The 20,125-nt window shown below is 48.1% G+C and carries 22 protein-coding genes; 16 read left to right on the top strand and 6 right to left on the bottom strand.

The window, feature by feature from the left end:
* Positions 1–2 precede the first annotated feature (2 nt).
* From NIES2104_RS13535 to NIES2104_RS13510, 6 genes are all read left to right on the top strand, one after another.
* The gene (locus tag NIES2104_RS13535) at positions 3–1,085 is read left to right on the top strand and encodes an AI-2E family transporter (protein ID WP_058998704.1); all 1,083 of its coding nucleotides are present in this window, start codon (positions 3–5) and stop codon (positions 1,083–1,085) included.
* Between the two features lie 68 nt (positions 1,086–1,153).
* Positions 1,154–1,516, top strand: coding sequence for a LapA family protein (locus tag NIES2104_RS13530; protein WP_058998703.1), 363 nt, complete (start codon positions 1,154–1,156; stop codon positions 1,514–1,516).
* A 126-nt stretch (positions 1,517–1,642) separates the two neighbouring features.
* Complete coding sequence (locus NIES2104_RS13525) at positions 1,643–2,458, top strand: segregation/condensation protein A (protein ID WP_058998702.1); 816 nt, start codon at positions 1,643–1,645, stop codon at positions 2,456–2,458.
* A gap of 4 nt (positions 2,459–2,462) precedes the next feature.
* The gene (locus NIES2104_RS13520; RefSeq protein WP_058998701.1) at positions 2,463–3,065 is read left to right on the top strand and encodes a Uma2 family endonuclease; all 603 of its coding nucleotides are present in this window, start codon (positions 2,463–2,465) and stop codon (positions 3,063–3,065) included.
* 65 nt (positions 3,066–3,130) lie between these two features.
* A complete protein-coding gene (locus NIES2104_RS13515) occupies positions 3,131–3,727 on the top strand; it encodes a Uma2 family endonuclease (protein WP_058998700.1) in 597 nt (198 codons plus the stop codon).
* 80 nt (positions 3,728–3,807) lie between these two features.
* The gene (locus NIES2104_RS13510) at positions 3,808–4,386 is read left to right on the top strand and encodes a Uma2 family endonuclease (protein ID WP_058998699.1); all 579 of its coding nucleotides are present in this window, start codon (positions 3,808–3,810) and stop codon (positions 4,384–4,386) included.
* On the opposite strand, the gene NIES2104_RS13505 is transcribed toward NIES2104_RS13510, so the two are convergent.
* A complete protein-coding gene (locus tag NIES2104_RS13505) occupies positions 4,383–4,892 on the bottom strand; it encodes a hypothetical protein (RefSeq protein ID WP_058998698.1) in 510 nt (169 codons plus the stop codon). The genes NIES2104_RS13510 and NIES2104_RS13505 overlap by 4 nt on opposite strands.
* A 186-nt stretch (positions 4,893–5,078) precedes the next feature.
* Here NIES2104_RS13505 and NIES2104_RS13500 point away from each other — a divergent pair, with 186 nt between their 5' ends.
* From NIES2104_RS13500 to NIES2104_RS13480, 5 genes are all read left to right on the top strand, one after another.
* Positions 5,079–5,363, top strand: a complete 285-nt coding sequence (locus tag NIES2104_RS13500) for a response regulator transcription factor (RefSeq protein ID WP_058998697.1) — start codon at positions 5,079–5,081, stop codon at positions 5,361–5,363.
* Positions 5,360–5,629 carry a hypothetical protein gene (locus NIES2104_RS13495; protein ID WP_058998696.1) on the top strand — a complete coding sequence of 90 codons (270 nt, stop codon included), beginning with the start codon at positions 5,360–5,362 and terminating at the stop codon, positions 5,627–5,629. Before NIES2104_RS13500 ends, NIES2104_RS13495 begins: the two co-directional genes overlap by 4 nt.
* A 29-nt stretch (positions 5,630–5,658) precedes the next feature.
* Positions 5,659–6,348 carry a diacylglycerol/polyprenol kinase family protein gene (locus NIES2104_RS13490; protein ID WP_082689987.1) on the top strand — a complete coding sequence of 230 codons (690 nt, stop codon included), beginning with the start codon at positions 5,659–5,661 and terminating at the stop codon, positions 6,346–6,348.
* A gap of 148 nt (positions 6,349–6,496) precedes the next feature.
* A complete protein-coding gene (locus NIES2104_RS13485; RefSeq protein WP_058998694.1) occupies positions 6,497–7,099 on the top strand; it encodes a DUF3038 domain-containing protein in 603 nt (200 codons plus the stop codon).
* Between the two features lie 20 nt (positions 7,100–7,119).
* Positions 7,120–8,454 carry a DUF4335 domain-containing protein gene (locus NIES2104_RS13480; RefSeq protein WP_072218065.1) on the top strand — a complete coding sequence of 445 codons (1,335 nt, stop codon included), beginning with the start codon at positions 7,120–7,122 and terminating at the stop codon, positions 8,452–8,454.
* A 52-nt stretch (positions 8,455–8,506) separates the two neighbouring features.
* Here the strand turns inward: NIES2104_RS13480 and NIES2104_RS13475 are convergent, their stop codons facing one another.
* Positions 8,507–10,360: a serine/threonine-protein kinase gene (locus NIES2104_RS13475; protein ID WP_058998692.1), complete on the bottom strand. Its 1,854-nt coding sequence runs from the start codon at positions 10,358–10,360 to the stop codon at positions 8,507–8,509.
* 484 nt (positions 10,361–10,844) lie between these two features.
* Here NIES2104_RS13475 and NIES2104_RS13470 point away from each other — a divergent pair, with 484 nt between their 5' ends.
* From NIES2104_RS13470 to NIES2104_RS13460, 3 genes are read left to right on the top strand one after another with little or no spacing between them, the layout of a single operon-like run.
* Positions 10,845–11,054, top strand: a complete 210-nt coding sequence (locus NIES2104_RS13470; protein ID WP_058998691.1) for a DUF2997 domain-containing protein — start codon at positions 10,845–10,847, stop codon at positions 11,052–11,054.
* Between the two features lie 42 nt (positions 11,055–11,096).
* A complete protein-coding gene (locus NIES2104_RS13465; protein WP_058998690.1) occupies positions 11,097–11,483 on the top strand; it encodes a DUF1257 domain-containing protein in 387 nt (128 codons plus the stop codon).
* Positions 11,483–11,947, top strand: coding sequence for a ferredoxin (locus NIES2104_RS13460; protein ID WP_058998689.1), 465 nt, complete (start codon positions 11,483–11,485; stop codon positions 11,945–11,947). The genes NIES2104_RS13465 and NIES2104_RS13460 overlap by 1 nt, the downstream gene beginning before the upstream one ends.
* 39 nt (positions 11,948–11,986) lie before the next feature.
* Here NIES2104_RS13460 and NIES2104_RS13455 read toward each other — a convergent pair whose 3' ends face one another.
* The 4 genes from NIES2104_RS13455 to NIES2104_RS13440 all read right to left on the bottom strand — a co-directional run bounded on the left by NIES2104_RS13455 (position 11,987) and on the right by NIES2104_RS13440 (position 17,101).
* On the bottom strand, positions 11,987–12,568 hold the full coding sequence (locus NIES2104_RS13455; protein ID WP_058998688.1) for a hypothetical protein: 582 nt from the start codon (positions 12,566–12,568) through the stop codon (positions 11,987–11,989).
* A gap of 89 nt (positions 12,569–12,657) precedes the next feature.
* The gene (locus NIES2104_RS13450; RefSeq protein WP_058998687.1) at positions 12,658–13,881 is read right to left on the bottom strand and encodes a type II secretion system F family protein; all 1,224 of its coding nucleotides are present in this window, start codon (positions 13,879–13,881) and stop codon (positions 12,658–12,660) included.
* Positions 13,882–13,922: 41 nt separating this feature from the next.
* Positions 13,923–15,029: a type IV pilus twitching motility protein PilT gene (locus NIES2104_RS13445; protein ID WP_058998686.1), complete on the bottom strand. Its 1,107-nt coding sequence runs from the start codon at positions 15,027–15,029 to the stop codon at positions 13,923–13,925.
* Positions 15,030–15,103: 74 nt separating this feature from the next.
* Positions 15,104–17,101 carry a GspE/PulE family protein gene (locus tag NIES2104_RS13440; RefSeq protein WP_058998685.1) on the bottom strand — a complete coding sequence of 666 codons (1,998 nt, stop codon included), beginning with the start codon at positions 17,099–17,101 and terminating at the stop codon, positions 15,104–15,106.
* Positions 17,102–17,300: 199 nt separating this feature from the next.
* Here NIES2104_RS13440 and grpE point away from each other — a divergent pair, with 199 nt between their 5' ends.
* Positions 17,301–17,969, top strand: a complete 669-nt coding sequence (grpE, locus tag NIES2104_RS13435; protein ID WP_058998684.1) for a nucleotide exchange factor GrpE — start codon at positions 17,301–17,303, stop codon at positions 17,967–17,969.
* A gap of 173 nt (positions 17,970–18,142) precedes the next feature.
* The gene (gene dnaK / locus NIES2104_RS13430; RefSeq protein ID WP_058998683.1) at positions 18,143–20,092 is read left to right on the top strand and encodes a molecular chaperone DnaK; all 1,950 of its coding nucleotides are present in this window, start codon (positions 18,143–18,145) and stop codon (positions 20,090–20,092) included.
* The last annotated feature ends 33 nt before the right edge of the window (positions 20,093–20,125 follow it).

The following is a 20,125-nucleotide window of genomic DNA, read 5'->3' as shown; positions in this document are numbered from 1 at the left end:
CTATGGCGCGTCGTTCACAAGATTTGCAGCGATGGTTAATCATCGGCTTGATTGGTCCAATCGTCGCTTTGAACGTTTGGCTATTGAGTCAACTCTTTGCGTATTTTGATCATTTGATTGCGGTTTTAACAATTTCTGCAATTCTGGCATTTTTGCTCAATTATCCGGTTCGAGCCTTTCAGCAAGTCGGAATTAAACGACAAGGTGCGATCGTCATTGTGATTCTGATTACGATCGCGCTTTTAGCGATTCTTACGACCACATTAATGCCGATTCTATTAGCGCAAACGACGCAACTTTTAGAAAAAATTCCCGGATCGCTTGAAGCGAGTCGTCAAAATTTAGATGCTTGGGATAATTGGGCAAGAGAACGAAATTACCCGATCGACATTAAAGGTTTCGGAGGTCGATTAAGTACACAAATTGAGAACCAAATTCAAAACTTTGCGCCTCAGGCATTAGGACTCGCATTAGGAACACTAACCGGATTAGTAGACACAATCCTAGTGATTGTTTTAGCCTTTTATATGCTGCTATACGGGGCACAACTTTGGCACGGATTACTTCATCTCATTCCACCTAAATTTGGAGTTCCATTCGGCGATTCTCTACGCAAGAATTTTCATAATTTCTTCTTGAGTCAAATCCTCCTAGCGTTATTTATGGCTTTAGCAGTCATTCCTGTTTTTACTGCCTTGAAAGTTCCATTTACGCTTGTTTTCGCATTAATTATTGGTGTTGCTGAAGTTATTCCATTTATTGGCGCAGCATTGGGAATTGGATTAGTGACGTTAATTGTTGCGCTCCAAAATTGGTGGTTAGCCTTGCAAGTTGCGATCGCTTGCGTCATCCTTCAGCAAATTCGCGATAATCTCCTCGCTCCAAAAATCATGGGCGATTTCACAGGTCTAAATCCGCTCTGGATTTTCATCGCCTTGCTGATTGGATTACAAGTGGCAGGCATTCTCGGAATCATTGTCGCAGTTCCGATCGCAGGCACAATCAAAGGCACGATCGATGCAATCCGTCATCCTGAACCCTCGATCGTCATTCCACCCGAAAAAGAACTCCCTCCCCCCGCTTGATTAGATTTTCTTTACATCGAATTGAAACGGATCTTGCTAAACTAGCGGCGTGATTTGGAGCAGTAACGATGAGACAAGTTAACTTCGTAATCATTTTCGTGATTTGTTTAGCGCTAGTTTTATTTGGCATTGAGAACACAGAACCCGCTGTGATTCACTTAGTAAAAGACATTCAGTTTCAAGCCCCGTTATCGATCGAGCTAATCTTAGCTGCCGGAATCGGAGCCGTTTTAGCGTGGGTCTTTAGCGTTTGGTCACAGGTTCAAAAAACTGTTGAAATTCGCAAGGAAGTGACGGTGCGCGAAGACCGAATCCACGAACTCGAAGACGATTTAGAGCGCTACAAAGCCGAACTCGAAGAACAACAGCGCCTTTTACCCGCTGCCCAAACCGTTCAAGATGCCGAATCGCGAGAAATTTACGCTCAATAGATGGAAAATCTGGACGGCTTAACGAGTCGAGACTGGAGTTTTTGTGTACCATTGACCCTATTAGCCTTTATTGTGCTGGCTGCCGTTTATTTCGCACGGGTCAAGATTCGCTAACTCCCTCCCTTTATGCCAGTTTCTCTTGCTGAAGACGCGATCGCGCTTTTAATTGATCTAGCTGAACGCGGCGAAATTGACCCGTGGGATGTGAAAGTGATTGATGTGATCGATCGCTTTCTCAGTGAGCTTGCTCCTGCAACCGGACGAGAACTCTACGAAGCGAATCTCTCCCAGTCAGGGCAAGCCTTTTTGTATGCGTCGATGTTGCTGCTCCTCAAAGCAAATACGCTGGCTCAAGTCGATACCACTCCCGAGCTTCCAGAATTTCCCGAAGGCGATGAATTCCTCGACGAATTCACCCAAACCGCTTTACCTCTCAATCTAGAACGCCAACTTCGTCGAAGAGCCGTCGCCCAACCGCCTCAACGCCGCCGAGTAACGCTCAAAGAATTAATCGAACAACTGCAAATTATTGCCACGGCTTTAGAAGAAAAAGAGCCACGCGCTAAACTCAAACGGACAAAGATTCCGAGAGCCGAAGCGGTTAAAGCGATCGCGGCTCTAGCACACGAAGAAAACCTTTCTGAAATGGCAGTCGCGATCGAAGGTTTTTTCGCGGATCATTGGTCAGATGTCTCAAAAGGACAAGACTGGATCGATTTTGAACTCGTTCTAGAATTCTGGGTCGCCGTCCAAGAACGCAATAATAAAATTGAGCCGCATCATTCAGAAAACTATGAACGAGTGGGCGTATTCTGGGCGCTATTGCTACTTTCTGCCCAATCCAAAGTGGAATTATCGCAAGATGAGTTTTACCAAGAATTGCGGGTGAAATCTCTTGTAGGTTTACCGATCGAGCTTGCCGAGTCTGTTCTCACCGACTAATGCCATGACACAAGCCAAACCACGCTTTAGAACGATCGAAGAATATCTCGATTATGACGACGGAACAGATACCCGTTACGAGTTAGTTGATGGAGAGTTAGTGGAATTGCCCCCTGAAAGTAGACGAAACCATAAAATCGCTTCATTTCTATTCGAGGCGTTCCTTAAACTGGGCATTGCATCAGACCTGCTCACCATTGGGGCACAAATTGAAGTCACAAGCCGTAAAGTGACTGCGCGGCAGCCTGATTTGGTTGTCCTATCTCAGGAGTGTGCAAACGCATTAGACGCACTTCCAGAAGAGGCTGACAGCGATGTGATTAGAGCAGGAATGCCAACCCCCTCGCTGGTGATCGAAATCGTTTCGCCTGGTAAAGCGAGTAGCGATAATTATCAGCGCGATTACGTTGAGAAGCCACGCGAGTATGCAGCACGAGGAATTCCTGAGTTCTGGAGGATCGATCGACCTAGAGTCGTCGTGATGGTGTTGAATCTTGAAGACGGGATTTATCGATCGAGCGAATTTCGAGGAAGCGATCGCGTTATGTCTCCCACGTTTCCAGACCTACAACTGACAGCCGAGCAAATTTTGAGAGCGGGAAGATAAGCAAGCCAACATTTTTGGACTAAGCGCGATCGAGCTTACGGAGTCTGTTCTAACGAATTAACGCCATGACACAAGCCAAACCACGCTTTAGAACGATCGAAGAATATCTTGACTATGACGACGGGACAGATACCCGTTACGAGTTGGTGAATGGGGAGTTGATCGCTTTGCCTCAAGAAAGTAGACAAAATCGCAAGATTGCATCATTCCTATTTGGTGCTTTTCTTCGATTCGGGCTACCGACAGAACTACTGGTGATTGGAACACAGATCGCTGTGAGCAGCCAGGAAGTCACCGCACGCCAACCTGATTTTATGGTGCTGTCTCCTGAATGCGCCGATGCACTAGAAGGAGCAAAAAGCGATTTGATCAGTGCAGAGATGCCTCCTCCGGATCTCGTCGTCGAAGTGGTTTCACCGGGCAACGTCGGAAGCGCAAATTACGATCGCGATTATGTCGAGAAACCCCGCGAGTATGCAGCGCGAGGCATTGCGGAATTCTGGCAGGTCGATCCGAGTCGAGAAGTTGTTACGGTGCTGAGACTTGAGAATGGTGTTTATCGATCGAGCGAATTTCGAGGAAGCGATTATGTTTTGTCTCCCACGTTTCCAGACCTACAACTGACAGCCGAGCAAATTCTGCGAGCGGGAAGCGATCGTTAAAAGTATCGTTTTCTACAATCTCCCAATGCTTTCGCGACCCTTCTTGCTACGCTACAGATATCAATTCAGCGAGGCAACCCATGACTGCCTTAGTGATCAATCTCCGTCCTACGATCGAGCTAACCGATGACGAATTTTACAAGTTCTGCCAACAAAATCCAGACCTTAGAATCGAATCCACGGCAGAAGGAGCGTTAATTGTTATGCCCCCAACAGGCGGAGGTTCTGGAAAACGAAATTTTAGTTTGACCACCCTATTTGGAATTTGGGTTGAGCAGACTCAACTTGGTGAAGGATTTGACTCTTCAACCATATTTCAGCTACCGAACGGCGCAAAACGCTCTCCTGATGTTGCTTGGATCACCAACGATCGCTGGAACGCTTTAACCCTAGAACAACAAGAACGATTTCCACCGATCGCGCCTGATTTCGTGATTGAACTACGATCTCGAACCGACGACCTCGAAGATCTAGAAGCCAAAATGCAAGAGTACATGGAGAATGGCGTACGTTTGGGCGGGCTGCTCGATCCAATCACAAAGCAAGTCAAAATCTACCGCCAAGGTCAGCCCGTCGAAACCCTACAAAATCCCGCCACGCTCTCTGGTGAAACAGTTTTGCCCGGATTCGTTCTCGACCTCAGCCGCGTTTTCCGCTAGTTGCTAAACCGCTCTAACCAGCGTCGAATCCTAATTTTTCCCGCCACATAAAACGGCAATTGATAATGTTCTGCCATCAGCCAACCCACAAACGCAAAGTGACAGAAAAACGTTAACCCAATCCAAAACATCGGAAACCAATTTCCTGAACTCCCCTCAAGTGGTACAAAAATCTGAGCCGGAAGCCAAATCAAGCTCGGCGGCAAGAGCACCAGCGCAATTCCAACGATCCAAATGACAATCGACAAATCCAAATCCGTCTGATTCGCCGCCTGCCACTTGCGCCCGTTCCATCGCCACGTCATCGGTTGCGAACTATCCTCGACGTGCACCGTTTGTTCTTTTAAGTTTGCAGTGAAGATATGGCGGCAAAAATTACACGCAAACGCATCCATTAGCGTCAATCCTTCTACCTGTCCATGCCGACAAATCGGACAGGGGTACGGCTCCTGATAATTCAACGTGCGGCGTTCTGAAGATACGGAACCTGATTTCGGATGCTGCATGATCCGCCTCAAACCCTTCTAGATATAAGCTTCTCTTAGTCTAACGATTTTCCTCAAATCAATGTGGATTCGTCCAAATCCCTTCAGCTTCAATCGTTTCTATTAGAGATTCGATTTGCGAATTGAGCATTTCCACCTAGAATAGAATTAGCGATAAGTACATATACACAGCGTAGGGATATCCTTATGTCAGACGGTGAATCTCAAGCACAAGCGCCTCTTTCAGAACGCGAGTTGCAGGTTATTGAATTAGTCGCCGCTGGCTTAACCAATCAAGACATTGCGGAAAAGCTCGAAATCAGTAAGCGTACAGTAGACAATCACATCAGCAATATTCTGACGAAGACCGAGACTGAAAATCGAGTCGCGCTCGTTCGTTGGGCGTTGCAGTGGGGTAAAGTTTGCCTTGATGAAGTGAATTGCTGCACGTTACCGCCGTACAATCCGAATGGAAATGGGGCATCGACGTGAGTTATTCAGTTCAGAATCCAACCCTACCGCTGGCAGTTTATCGAGAAGTTGCAGTTCATTTAACTCAAGTCGATGGGGTTCAAACTCGCTTGACTCCACAGACTTCTCAACAGTTTGAGTACACGCTTTCACAAATCGAAAGTTTAGAGATCGAATTTTCTAACCCCAACGATTCTCAGGCTCGATCGCAGGTTGAAAAAATTCTGGCGTATTACGGCGATCGCTTTGGCGCTTGGACGATTCTCTCTGACCTCAAAACCCGATAGAGTTAAGACATCGGGTTAGATGGAAACTTGTGATTTCTAGCTGGATTCATTCTCTATTCGGACAAATTGCGATCGTCCTTTTCTGGCTGTCGATCGTTGGCTTATGTGCTGAAATTGTCAATCGTGCTACAGGCAATAACGAACTGGTTCGCAAAGTCGTTCACATCGGCACAGGAAACGTGATTTTGCTTGCCTGGTGGCTCAATACTCCGATGTGGCTGGGCGTGAGTGCCTCGATTTTATTTAGTGCAGTTGCCCTCATTTCCTACTACATTCCGATTCTTCCAAACATCAACAGCATCGGGCGGAAAAGCTTCGGAACGTTCTTCTATGCGGTGAGTATCGGCGTTTTGGTGGCGTGGTTTTGGTCGATCGCTCAACCGCAATATGCAGCGATCGGGATTCTTGTGATGACTTGGGGTGATGGATTCGCCGCACTCATCGGTCAACGCTTCGGAAAACACACTTACCGACTTTGGGACATGAAAAAAAGTTGGGAAGGCTCAGGCGCAATGGCGCTCATCAGTTTTACCGTTTGCGCTTTAATCCTTTTATTCACGATCGGTAATCTCTGGGAAATTTGGCTGATCTCGATCGTCATCGGATTAAGTGCCGCAACTCTCGAAGCCTTTTCCAAATTCGGCATTGATAACCTAACCGTCCCAATTTCAAGTGCTGCGATCGCCTATTTCCTCACCCAAACCCTAATCAATCTCTAACTAACGGCAGAAGTTTTTGATTCGTTCCTGTCCCTAGCCTGATTTGTGGTTGAATTTAGGCGAGGAAACAAATTGAAAATTAGCGAGTCGCTGTTTCAAGACCTGTAACCATCCACCCATCGTCCGGGTGTCTATATACGCTGAATCTATGACCTCGATCGTGCAGCCAACCGCCTCTCCCTCCAACTGGGAAGACCCGCATCTTTCCCGCCAGCCCAACCCCGACCAATTGGACAACATCAAAGCCCAACTGGATCTCATTTTGCTGGCACTCGAAGCGATCGCCAATCTCTCCTCAGAAGCCATGCTCCAAGCTGCCTCTGAACTCAATCTGGAATCGATGATTAGCGATCGTGTCTCTCTCTGGCGGCTGCGCCAATCGAGTCCCTTGCGTAAAGGACAAGGCGGACGCAAAAAACTCGATGTCGATGAAGCCCGCGCCCTTACCCTGATCATCTGTCACCTGGCAAAACAACAGAATGAACTGATTCGTCGTGCCGTTGCCCTCCTCGAACAACTGACCGAACAAAATCGCGAACCCCACCAAGCCGCTCTCTTAGGCAACTACCTGGACACCTTCCACAACACCTATCAAGAGCGCATGGAACATGGAGAGATGGCTTCCACCGATGATCTTACCCATCTCGCGCTTAAACTTTTAATCGATCTGCTCTTTTACGGCAGCCCCCAAGGCGTTCGACGGCTTTGGCTGACTTTGCTTGATCGTTCCCTGCCCAATCCTCCGAACTGACGCGCTCAACCTTTGAACCCATGTCCTCACCTACCTCTGTTATCCGACGTTACACCCCACCGACCTGCACCCTAGAGATTGCCGCGAAAGATTCACCGCTTTCCCGCTGGATGGGGCAATCTGTCCTCAAACATCTCCGCTTCAAACTCAGCTTCGACGATCCACGAGTCAGCGAGGACCAATGGATCACCGTCAGGGGCGATCGCAATCAACTCCAAAGTCTCACCGATGCGGTCAGCCACTACGTCCAAAACTTTCTCAGTCAATCCAGCCGCTTCAGCACTCAATCCTCGATCGGAGTTGCCGAACCCGTCACCGACTTTCTCACTCAGTCCGAACAGAATTCCGCTGGAATCTATCTGAAACCCAAGGGACTGATCTCGCACGAACTTCATCTTGGAACACTCGCCAACGAATCTTCTGGCTCTGTTCTAGCTCTGAGCGCAGTTCAACTCGCAGATCTCGCGACCGCACTTGATGAATGTTCCGCTGATGTCACCACACTGCCAAATTTAGAGAAACCTCGCTGGCAAACGATCACTCCTGCTTGGGGCACGATCGCCGCAGGCTTAATCGCTGCGATCGGTGTTGGTGTGCCGCTCACCCTAAAAGTTTTTGAGCCAACTGCACCGACTCAGACCGCAGCGAACCCACCTGCTAGCAGTAGCGATCAGCGTCTCCCAGTGCAGCCCCTACCTACCACACCTGCACCCAATACGATCGCGACTCTACCCACCGCTCCCCCACCGCTGACAACGCTTCCCCCAACGACCACCGTGCCCGCGCCCAGCGCAACAACGACCACTCCCCCTCAACTCGACCAAGCGCCCCGCCTCAGAGTTTCACAAGAGCCTCCGGTTAGTGCTCCCCCACCTCAGATTAATATTCCAGTGCAAGATGCTCCGGTCGCTGCAATTCCAGATCAAACAAAAACGCCTTCCAAACCAACCATTTCAGCAAATCCCAATGCTGCTCCGGCTCCTCCTACCTCAAATTCGACTGAAATCGCCCGAAGCGTTTCTCCCGCAGCCGCAAGTCTGCAAGCAAACGCGCCTCGTCCTGTCCCCGCAGGCACAACGATTCCTCAAGTCGCAGAGGTCAGAACATTCTTCCAGAAAAACTGGAAACCGCCACAAGGCATGACCGAAGACATCGAATATCGGCTTACCCTCAAGCCCGATGGCACGATCGATAGAATTGAGCCACTTGGCGAAGCTGCGGGTCGCTTGCTTGATGCTTCTTTTCCAGTCAGCGGACAGGAATTTGTCTCTCCCATCAAAGGAAGCGGTTCACCTGTGATTCGCTTACGGCTGACTCCTAAAGGTGTCGTTCAAACTTTCCTAGAAGCGCAATAAAAAAAAGGCGATCGCACAACACGATCGCCCTTCATCACCTGTGAATCAAGCGCTAATAAATCTCGAATCCTAAAGCAAAATCCTGCTTCCGTTTCGAGGAGACTTCGATCGTGTATTCCCCATCCATCGGCAGTCGATTCTTCCAGTTCCGAGTCTCTGCTGAACTGCCGCTAATTCGTTGACCATTTGGAGCCGTCACAGCAAGAGATACATCGCCTTTCAGCGCCCGAACTGCCATGATTTGACCCGCCGATGCCTTGAGTAGATATCGGCGCGGCTGTTTTGGCTCAATGTCTCCAGTTACCGTCGTTTGGCTTTGACCACGAGCAAATCGAACATGCTGAATGTCAGAATCGATGAACTGAGAAACAGGTGTAATCGCTATATCTAACGAGTAGGCTCCCGTTCCAGTGACTTCGATCGTATATTTCTCGCTTTTCGGAAGCTGACCCGTCCAACGTCGAGCCTGATACGACGAATTATCAATCCCTTGCCCATTTTGCTGAAGCAAATTCATCGACACGCCAGCACCCTCGATCGTCACAGTCATGATTTGTCCCTGAGCTGCCTCGATCATGTAAGGCTGCAAATTCCGCTCGACCAAGTTTCCTTGCACAACTGCCGAGATTTCTCCAGGTACAAATTCAATTCGTTTCGGCTTGCCATCGCTGACCGCCTCAGCATTCCGAAATGGGGCATCTGTCTTAATTTGCTGTGTACTCGGTAGCGGGTCAGTCATCTGAAACAGATGTAATCCAATCCCAGTCGAAACCAGTAGACTTGTTGCGATCGCAGCAGGCACAGCCCATCGACTTATCATTGCCACCTTCCTCGAAGGATTTCTGGAAAAACCAGATTTAGGCGTATCCGAAGCGCGATTCTCAGGATTGCTCGTCATAAAAAGCTGGGTTCTAATTGTCGCAGCAGTGCGTTTGAGACTGATGTCTCGTGCCGCAGGTGCAATATCTCGATCAATCGATGCGGGAGGCTGCACCATTGGATTCAGAAGGGTGCTTTTCACTGATCCTTCCATCAAGGGCTGTAAGTCCGCCCAAGCTTCTCGTGCTGACTGATAGCGATCGCTCGGATGCAGTGCCAGCATTTGACTAAAGACGTTTGCCAATCCTTCACTGATCTGTGTGTAACGTTGCCACTGCCAAGCCAAAGTTTGACTATCTAACAGCGATTGCGGTTCTCGTCCAGTCAGCAGCACTAAACAAGTTGCTCCCAACGCATACAAGTCACTGTGAGGCGAAACATTTCCGGTTTGTAACTGTTCGGGTGGGGCATATCCAACCTTCCCAACCCGTGTAATCGTTGAAATGATGGGCCAATGGCTTGCCGCTTCTTTCACCGCTCCAAAGTCAATTAGAACCGGCAATCCTTGATTCGTGGTCGGTGTCGCTTCTGCCGGAATCACCATTTCACGGGTTCCTGGCGTTTTCAAAATGATGTTCTCTGGTGAGATGTCGCGGTGCACAATATCCCGATCGTGCAGATAAGTCAGTACAGGCAGCAAGTGATTCAGCAAGTGCAAAATTTCAGCTTCCGAAAATGCCTGTCCCTGTTGTCTCCGCGCTTGCAGTAAGTTCCGGTAAGTCTGCCCCTGTACAAAATCCTGAACAAGAAACAGCCGCTGGTCACTCTCGAATGCTGCCCAAAATCGAGGAATCTGGGGATGTTGAATTTGGTAGAGCGTACTGGCTTCCCGCTGAAATAGCGTTTTGGCTTTTTCGACTAATCCATCATCCTGATACGGGACAGTGAACTCCTTAATTACGCACAATTCATCAAAGCGTTCTTGGTCGATCGCAAGATACGTTCGCCCAAATCCGCCTTGACCAAGGACTTGCTTAATGAGATACCGCTGCCGTAACAGAGTTCCTGACGTGATAGAAGACACCATGATGGATTAAGAAGTTCTAAGTAGAACAAGAGCTGACTCACTGTAGCTATTTTTACTTGACTCCTTCTTAAACTCCTATGGGGTATAACCCCTCATATTAAGCAATGTAAAAAAGCTACTTCTTGCCATTCATAAAAGATACGAATTTGTCCGTGATATTACTTAAATGTCTCTGACATATATCAAGCTTGAGACAGCTGTCTGTCCTCAATGGCGATCAGCCTATCGATAGAAGTAGATGAGCCTTAAATAAATACATATTTATGTAAAGCGTTTCGATGGGTTTTCATCTTGACTCTATTCTGAAGTTAAGCGAAACTGACAGTTAATCAGAAACTACTTCTATTAGCTGCGAAGTTCTGTAACGTTTTAAGGTGAAATAGCTAGGTTCTTAAAAATAGGTAAATTTCAATTGTCTTAATTGGGATCTATCCTCTAAGTAAATTGCTGTTTTGCGCGATAACTTTTACCTTGGGCAAAGCGAATGGAAACGTTAGAGTTCATCATTTATCCAGACGGTCGAGTGCAAGAAAAAGTAACCGGAATTGTGGGGAAATCCTGCGAGGAAGTAACTGCCGCGATCGAAGCTCAACTGGGTCGAGTCATCACCCAAGAGCAGACTTCTGAATACTTTGCCCAACCTGTTCAACCGTCTGAGACTGTAAAAACCCAAGCGACGTATAGCGATTGGTAAGTTTGTTTGCACCCCTTACAATTTGAATCGTAACCATTTGCCATGTCACATTTTAGCCAAATCAAAACTCAAATCCGTAATCTTACCTCTTTGCAGTCTGCACTGTCTGATCTCGGAATGGACTGGAAATCGGGTCCACGTGATGTCCGGGGCTATCGCGGACAGACTCAAACTGCCGAGGTCGTTATCGAACAAAACAATGGCTACGATGTCGGTTTTGCCTGGAACGGTCACGAATACGAACTGGTCGCTGACCTGCAATTCTGGAATCTCGACAACTCGGTCGATCGCTTCTTGAGCAAAGTCACTCAACGCTATGCGTATCATACGATCGTGAACGAAAGCACTCAGAAAGGCTTCCAAGTTTCCGAGCAGCAGAAGAATGAAGATGGTTCAATTCGTCTTGTCCTACAACGCTGGAGCGCGTGATGTCTGACTCCTTTCAACCGTCCGATGGAGATTTCTCCTCTACTTCTGAGCGCTCTGGATTAGAGCCAGAACTAGGTGGGTTCTTGCGTGAAGCTGAAGGGCGATCGGGTCTTGAACCTGAGTTGGGAGGAGCATTTCGACAGCGCGGCGTTTACGTCGATGAAATTACTTGTATCGGCTGTAGACATTGCGCTCATGTGGCACGAAATACGTTTTACATCGAACCGGATTATGGTCGATCGCGAGTCATTCGACAAGATGGCGATTCTGAAGAACTGATTCAAGAAGCGATCGAGACTTGTCCAGTAGATTGCATTCATTGGGTGAATTACGCTGAGTTGAAGCAGCTAGAAGAAGAGCGCAAATATCAAGTGATTCCGGTTGCTGGCTTTCCAGTTGATCACGCAATGATTACCGTGAATCGGCGCAAACAGAAGGCGAAAGCGAAGCGAAACAAAGGTTAAATCGAAAGCTCCAAGTCATTTTTGCCTGGAGCTTTTTAGTTATTCTTCAACTGGATTAGATTGCAGCGTTTCCGATTCGTCTAGTCCCTCAGCTTTACCTTGAATCGCAAACGGCAAATGTGCCCCGATTAATCCTCGTTTTATCCGCTCAGGCGTATCCTCGAATATCACGAAAAGCGGGTAGATTTTATCAGCCCCATCATTTAGAAAGTGTTGATACCGAGGTGGTAATAGCCATTCGTAGTCTTTACTTAGCATTAATTGTGTCTGTCGCCATCGACCCAGCAACTCTGAAAAGTCCTCGTTCGGTCGGTGAATAAATACGAAGATTTCTTTCCCGGTTTTAATCTTCCACTCTGGGTCACACATCAAAATTGCGAGTTCACAGGGAAGAAGCTGAGGTTCAACTGTTGTGACATTCGTTGCATTCACTGTTGATTGGGTGTGACGAATTCGCACGATCGGTAATGGAATAGTAATCACGCTCTCTTCAACTCGCCGCATACTCGGAATCATTTCGAGGTAAACACGATGACATTTCAGAAGCTCGATCGCTTCGATCGAATGACTGTACGTTGCCAGCAATTCCTCGTACTGAATTTTTTGAGCAGAAATTTCCATAACATCCCATCAACCGTAAAGGTCAGATGTCAGGGAGTAAAAGCCCTATTCATCTGACCTAAATCAACAAAAATGTGACTTTAGACGATTTAACCGAGCTTGTCGAAAATCGCGAACATTGGTAAGTACATCGCAACAAGAATACTTCCCACCATGCCGCCCAGAAATAGAATCATGATCGGTTCCATGATGCTAGTCAAAGCTTTCACAGCTTGTTCCACTTCATCTTCATAGAAGTCAGCAACCTTCATCAGCATCTTATCGATCTCTCCGGTTTCTTCACCGATACTGATCATCTGAATCGCCATCGCTGGAAAGACTTGTTCTTTTTGCAGCGCAATGCTGATCATGCCGCCTGTTTGAATTTCTTTACGGGCTTCATCGATCGCGTTCGCCACAATCTGATTACCAGAGGTGTCTCGCACAATCTCCAGACAAGTCAAAATCGGAACCCCTGAACGAGTCAACGCCCCAAAAGTCCGACAAAATCTTGCAGTTGCAGTTTTTTGAATCAAATCACCGAACAGCGGCATTTTCAGGAAAAACCGATCCATCGTTTCCCGTCCAACACGAGTTTTGTAGTACTGCTTGTAAGCAAAAATTAGCGACGGAATAATGATCAACAAGCTGAACGCGGCTGGGCTTGTAAGAAACGCACTAATGTCTAACATCAATTGAGTGAAGGCAGGTAGATCACCTCCAAGTTGTTTAAAGATGCCAGCAAAAATCGGAATGAGGAAAATCGTCATCCCTAAGAAAATTGCTGTCGCGAGAAATCCAACGACCACCGGATAGCTCATTGCCGATTTAATCTGGTTCTGCAATCGAGCGACATCCTCAAGCAGCTTAGCAAGGCGGTTTAGCACTTCATCCAGTACCCCACCTGTTTCTCCTGCCTGCACCATACTGACGTACAAACCATCAAAGCATTGAGGATGTTTCCGCATTGCATCAGACAGGTTCACCCCTTGCTGCACATCCGAACTAATTTCCATCAGTGCTTTTTTCAGCTTTGGATTAGGACATTGGTCTGCCAACACACCAAGACCTCGCACCAGTGCAACACCCGCATTCACAAGAGCAGCAAATTGACGGGAAAAAACGGCACGATCTTTGACAGTGACAGATACCATTGAGGTTTGGAAGTTTGCAAAGCTCGCATTAATGTCAAAACTCTCATTTTCTTTGAGTTCTTGGACAAACAAGCCTTGTTCGCGTAATGCCGATCGCGCTTCACTCAGAGAATCGGCGATGACTTTTTCTTTTTTGGCATTTCCTTTTGCGTCTCGGACGCGGGCAACGTAAGTTGGCATGGCGGTTCAGTAGGGGTGATGAGAACTTGAGGTGCGTTAAATTAGCGCTTCACGGCTGCGGCGGCTCCGTTTGGCGTTCCGCCAATTAAGCGTTGAAGTTCGTCCGGGCGAGAAGTCTTCGAGGCAGCGGCTTCAAAGGTGATTTGTCCAGCTTTGTATAAATCTGCTAAGACTTTTTCCAGTGTCTGCATTCCGAGTTTTCCGCCGGTTTGGATTGCGGAGTAGATTTGAGCAGTTTTTCCTTCACGAATTAGGTTCGCGATCGCTGGCGTGACGATCATGATTTCCTGTGCCATGATTCGTCCGTATTCACCCGGTTTCGGATTCTTCTTAGGAACCAGCGTTTGGCTAAATACTGCAACGAGCGAATTGGAAAGCTGAACTCGGACTTGAGTTTGACGCTCAGAGGGGAAGACATCGATCATCCGGTCAACGGTTTGAGCCGCAGAACTGGTGTGCAGCGTTCCGAAGACTAAGTGACCTGTTTCCGCCGCAGAGATCGCCAGTGAAATGGTTTCTAAGTCCCGCATTTCCCCGACCAAGACAATATCTGGATCTTCACGGAGAGCAGCTTTGAGTGCGTTTGCAAAACTCTTGGTGTCTTCACCGAGTTGGCGTTGGTGAACGAGGCTCTTGATCGGTTCGTAGACGAACTCGATCGGGTCTTCGATCGTCAAAATATGCTCAGCACGAGTCCGGTTAATCAAATCGATCATTGCCGCTAGTGTCGTCGTTTTACCTGATCCGGTTGGACCTGTCACGAGAATCAAGCCTCTGGGCTTTTCAGACATTTCTCGCACGACATCAGGAAGATTCAGCTTTTCAAAGTTCGGAATCTTGGAACTCAGAGCACGCAAACAAGCGGCATAGGTTCCACGGTCTTTGTAAACGTTCACTCGGAATCGTGCTAGTCCGCGCACACCATAGGAGCAGTCAAGCTCCCAGTTTTGCTCTAGCATTTTGCGCTGGCTGTTGTTCAACATGCTGAAGATCAAACGCTGACATTCTTCGGCATTAAGAACCTGATCGCTAATCGGCTGAAGGTGCCCACTGATGCGAAAGTAAGGGGGCAGTCCAGCAGTCAGGTGCATGTCTGAGCCACCCATTTCGATCAGTTGTTCCATTAAATCTTCGATCATCATTTCCATAAGATCTGCTCCTGATTGCTGAGATGAGAATGATTGAAAAGCTGAAAATTAGTTTGCTCTGAGAGATTTAAGAATTAATCTTGGAAGCGAGGTGTAGTGCAGTAATGGCAGTCCAGCCAGTCTTGGCTCATTTCTGCCCCACAAGTTCGGCAAGTGAGCGAACTCTTGCGTTTTGCTTTCAGTTCCGCTTCTAAGCCAGTGTCAGTGAAGGTTACACGCTCGATCTCTTCGAGGGTGCAAAGTCCATGACGCACGAGATCTAAGCTGTAGGCAAGGAGCGTTTGCATTCCTTCTTCAACGGCGACTTCTTTGATCCGCTCGGTCGGTGCGCCTTCGGTGATCAGCGTTTGCAGCGCTTCCGTCACCCGCATCACTTCGTACACACCGAGTCGTCCTTTGTAGCCAACGCCATTACATTTCTGGCAGAGTTGGTTGCGGGCGCGGGCATCTTGAATTTCTTGCCCGGTCAGCGTATTCGCTTTGTACAAAGTCAATTGGGAATCGTTAGTACTGGTTAACCCGAATCGAGCGAGTTCGGCGGGGGTTGGTTTGTAGGGGATTCGGCATTCGTCGCAGACTTTCCGCACCAAGCGCTGAGCAACGACACCGAGTAAGGCACCAGACACCATGAAGGGTTCAACGCCCATTTCATCGAGTCGGGCGATCGCTCCTGCGGCATCATTCGTGTGCAGGGTTGTGAGAACCAAGTGACCCGTTAGCGCGGCTTCGATCGCAGTTTTCGCCGTTTCCTTATCTCGTGTCTCACCTACCAGAATCACATCCGGATCTTGACGGAGAAAGGCTCTCAGAATTGCGGCGAAGTCCATGCCTTTTTCGCGAATCACCTGGACTTGAGTAATGCCGGGGAGTGAATACTCGATCGGGTCTTCTGCCGTACTGATATTGACTCCCGGATCGTTCCGTTCCGCCAGTGCTGAATATAGTGTCGTCGTTTTACCTGATCCCGTTGGACCCGTAACGAGGATGAGTCCGAAGGGACGCTTCACCATTTCTTGAACGGTTTTCAGCGAAGTTTCATCAGTAATCAGCTTGTCTAAACCGAGTTGAGTCGTTGAGTTGTCAAGAATTCGGAGCACGACTTTCTCACCGTAGCGGCTCGGTAGGGTATTGACCCGGAAATCGACTTTGCGACTGTCGTAAATTCGGCGGATGCGACCGTCTTGGGGTTGGCGACGTTCAGCGATATCGAGTTGAGCAATAATCTTGAAACGAGCGACAACCGCAGGAATGATCTTTTTCGGAAATGGCTCAAATGCTTCGCGGAGTACACCGTCTTTACGGAATCGAACACGAAGAGATTCTTCCTGCGGCTCAACGTGAATGTCAGAAACCGCCATCTGAAGCGCTTTGATCAGAATTTTATTGACTAGCGCAATAATTGGAGCCGCCTCTGCATCTGCCGACGCATCGAGATCCATTTCGCTGTCGTCGTCTCGCAGTTCTGCCAGTCCTTCTAACCCTTCAAGGTCGGAGCGGACATCGACTCTGGACTGTGCTTCGAGTTGTTTTTCCTGCTCTAGACGCGCATCCATGTAGCTCGACATCAGGCGTTGGTAATCATCGATCGTAATGACCAATCGCTGAAGCCCCAAACCTTTCGGACGTAGAATCCGATTCAGTTCGTCTTGTGCCGCAAGGTTGTCCGGGTCAACCATTGCCACAAGGAGCGAGGGCGGATTGCCTTCGGTTTGCGAGAGTGGAATCAAGTTGTAACGGCGACAAAGCTCGATCGGGATTAGTTCGCCAATGAGTTGTCCAATGTGAGTTGAAGAAACTTCGTTTAGCTCAGGATCTAGTGATTCAACTCCGTAGAGAATCTTCAACTCAAACAGTTGCTGTCTCTTGTATTGGCGAATCAGATCCGGGGATAATTGCTGACCCGTCATCGATTCCAGCACTGCGGTAAGCGGCTTTCCTGACTTGCGGCATTCGATCAGAGCTTGCTGCATCTGCTCGTTATTGACATAGCCAGACTGGATTAATTTATTACCGAACGGCGAAAAATTGTTTTGAACGACAAGCGCACGCCGTTGAGAAGAAGAATTTGTCATAACGGATGAACGAAGATCACCTTATTGATGATTCCCAAAATGTTTTTTGAAGAACGCTTAAAGATGAACTCAGGCGGTCAAACCGGAATCAGTGCGATATGATGCTTATCGGTTAAGCGGTGCGGCATCCGATCGCCCATTCGCTAGGATGGAAGAGGCTTGCTTAAGCCAGCGTTCTATACAGGGAAATTAGCGCACAATGATCGACGAACAAAATCAGCAGCAGCCTGAAGAAGTGCAAACAACCGTCAGTGAATCTTCTGAGACTTCTCCATCTGCGACGAGTGAGGCAGTGGAAACAGAAGTCGTGACAGAAACTCCAGCAGAAGAAGACACGACGGATTATGAAGCGGCGTTTCTGGAATTACGATCGAACTACGCCGCCAAAGAGCGAGAAATCGAAGGACTGAAAAAGCAGGCGGAAGAACTGAATAATCAGTACATGAGAATCGCCGCAGACTTTGAGAACTTCCGTCGCCGGACTCAAAGAGAGCGAGAAGAATTAGAAACGCAGATTAAATGCAACACCGTGAAAGAGTTGCTTCCGGTGGTGGACAACTTTGAACGAGCGCGATCGCAGATCAAACCGCAAACCGAGAGCGAATCGAATATCCATAAGAGCTATCAGGGCGTTTACAAGGATATGGTCGATCGCCTAAAGAAAGTCGGGGTCGCACCGATGCGGGCGGCAGGGACTGAATTTGATCCGAATCTGCACGAAGCGGTGATGCGCGAACCAACCAGCGAACATCCAGAAGGAACCGTTGTAGAAGAATTGATGCGCGGTTACATGCTCGATGACAAAGTACTGCGTCACGCGATGGTAAAGGTTGCAGCACCCCCAGAAGACGGTTCTGGCAAAGGATAATTGCTGATTTCCGTGGAAGTACCGAGACTGCTTGTTTGTGAACGCAACGATAAGAAAACTCTGAAACAGGGAATCATCCGTAAAGTTAGTTCGAGTTTATCCGTACTGTACGGAGAACTAACTGAGAACTTTATGTTCTGCGTTCACCTCGCGTACTTTCGGCAGCGCTAGTTATGGGAAAAGTCATCGGCATCGACTTAGGCACAACGAATAGTTGTGTCGCAGTGTTAGAGGGCGGTCAGCCCGTCGTTATCACCAATTCGGAAGGCGGAAGAACCACACCGAGCATGGTGGGCTTCGGGAAGACGGGCGATCGCTTAGTCGGTCAGTTAGCAAAACGTCAGGCTGTTACCAACGCTGAAAACACGGTTTTTAGTATTAAGCGCTTTATTGGACGGCGATGGGAAGATACGCAGATCGAGCGATCACGGGTTCCTTACAATTGCGTCAAAGGGAAAGACGATACGGTTGATGTACAGATTCGCGGTCGGAATTACACGCCACAAGAAGTGAGCGCGATGATCCTGCAAAAGTTAAAGCAGGATGCGGAAAATTATTTGGGTGAAAGTGTCACACAAGCGGTGATTACGGTTCCTGCTTATTTCAGTGATGCTCAGCGGCAAGCGACCAAGGATGCAGGAACGATCGCAGGTCTGGAAGTTCTAAGAATCATTAATGAGCCGACTGCGGCAGCCCTTGCTTACGGAATGGACAAGCAAGACCAAGACCAGTGTGTTTTGGTGTTTGACCTTGGGGGCGGAACGTTCGATGTCTCGATTCTTCAGTTGGGTGATGGCGTATTTGAAGTAAAAGCGACATCGGGTAACAACCATTTAGGTGGTGATGATTTTGATGCCTGTATCGTTGATTGGCTCAATGACATTTTCCGCCAGCAGGAAGGCATTGATCTAACTCAAGATAAAATGGCGCTTCAACGATTGAGAGAAGCGGCTGAGAAGGCGAAAATCGAGCTTTCTGGAACCCTTAGCACATCGATCAATTTGCCGTTTATTACCGCAGATGAAACGGGACCCAAGCATTTAGAAATCGAGCTAACTCGTACCAAGTTTGAAGAGTTATCGAGCCGATTGATTCAAGCGACGATCGAGCCAATGGAACAGGCGTTAAAAGACGCGAATTTGACGATCGAAGAGATCGATCGCATTCTTTTAGTCGGCGGTTCAACTCGAATTCCAGCCGTTCAAGATGCACTGAAGAAGTTCTTTAATGGCAAGACACCCGATCGCTCTGTCAATCCCGATGAAGCGGTCGCGCTAGGAGCAGCGATTCAGGCTGGAGTCTTGGGCGGCGAAGTGAAAGATCTTTTGCTGCTGGATGTGACACCGCTTTCATTGGGAATTGAAACATTAGGGGAAGTGTTTACGCGAATTATCGATCGTAATACCACGATCCCCAGCAGCAAAACTCAAGTTTTTTCGACCGCAACCGATGGACAAACCTCGGTAGAAATCCACGTCCTACAAGGTGAGCGGGCAATGGCGCGCGACAATAAGAGCCTGGGTAAATTCCAGCTTACGGGAATTCCAGCCGCACCGAGAGGCGTTCCTCAAATCGAAGTGGCATTTGAAATCGATGCGAACGGAATTCTGAAAGTTTCTGCTCGTGATAAAGGAACAGGACGCGCTCAAAGCGTTGAAATCTCGAATACGGGGGGTTTGAGCAGCAGTGAAATTGAGCGGATGCGGCAAGAATCGGAAATGTTTGCTGAAGAAGATACCCGTCGGATGCAGTTAGTACAGCTTAAGAATCAAGCGGATGGTTTATTCCATAGCTATGAAACAACGCTGAAAGAAAATGGGGAAGCGATTAGCGACTCGTTGAAGGCGCAGGCGAATGAAAAAATTGCCGGACTGAGAAGCGCGATCGCTAATCCAAAGGTTAGTATCGATGAAGTGAAATCGTATCTCGATGGATTGCAGCAACTGTTGTATACCGTTGGGTCAGCCGTTTATCAAAATGCTCAACCGTTCGGGAATTCCGACTTTGAACCGAACACCGATTCTGGTATGAATTTTGAAGATGATACCGTTTCGGTGGATATGAGTGCTTTCACCTTTGAGGCAGATGCCACCATGACTGCGGATTATGAGGCAGTCGATTAGTTGAGCGTGTAGGGTAGTAATATAGGGAGTCTA

Source organism: Leptolyngbya sp. NIES-2104 (genome assembly GCF_001485215.1).
In the GTDB taxonomy this organism is placed as follows: domain Bacteria; phylum Cyanobacteriota; class Cyanobacteriia; order Leptolyngbyales; family Leptolyngbyaceae; genus Leptolyngbya.
This window is presented reverse-complemented; position numbering and strand designations above follow the sequence as displayed.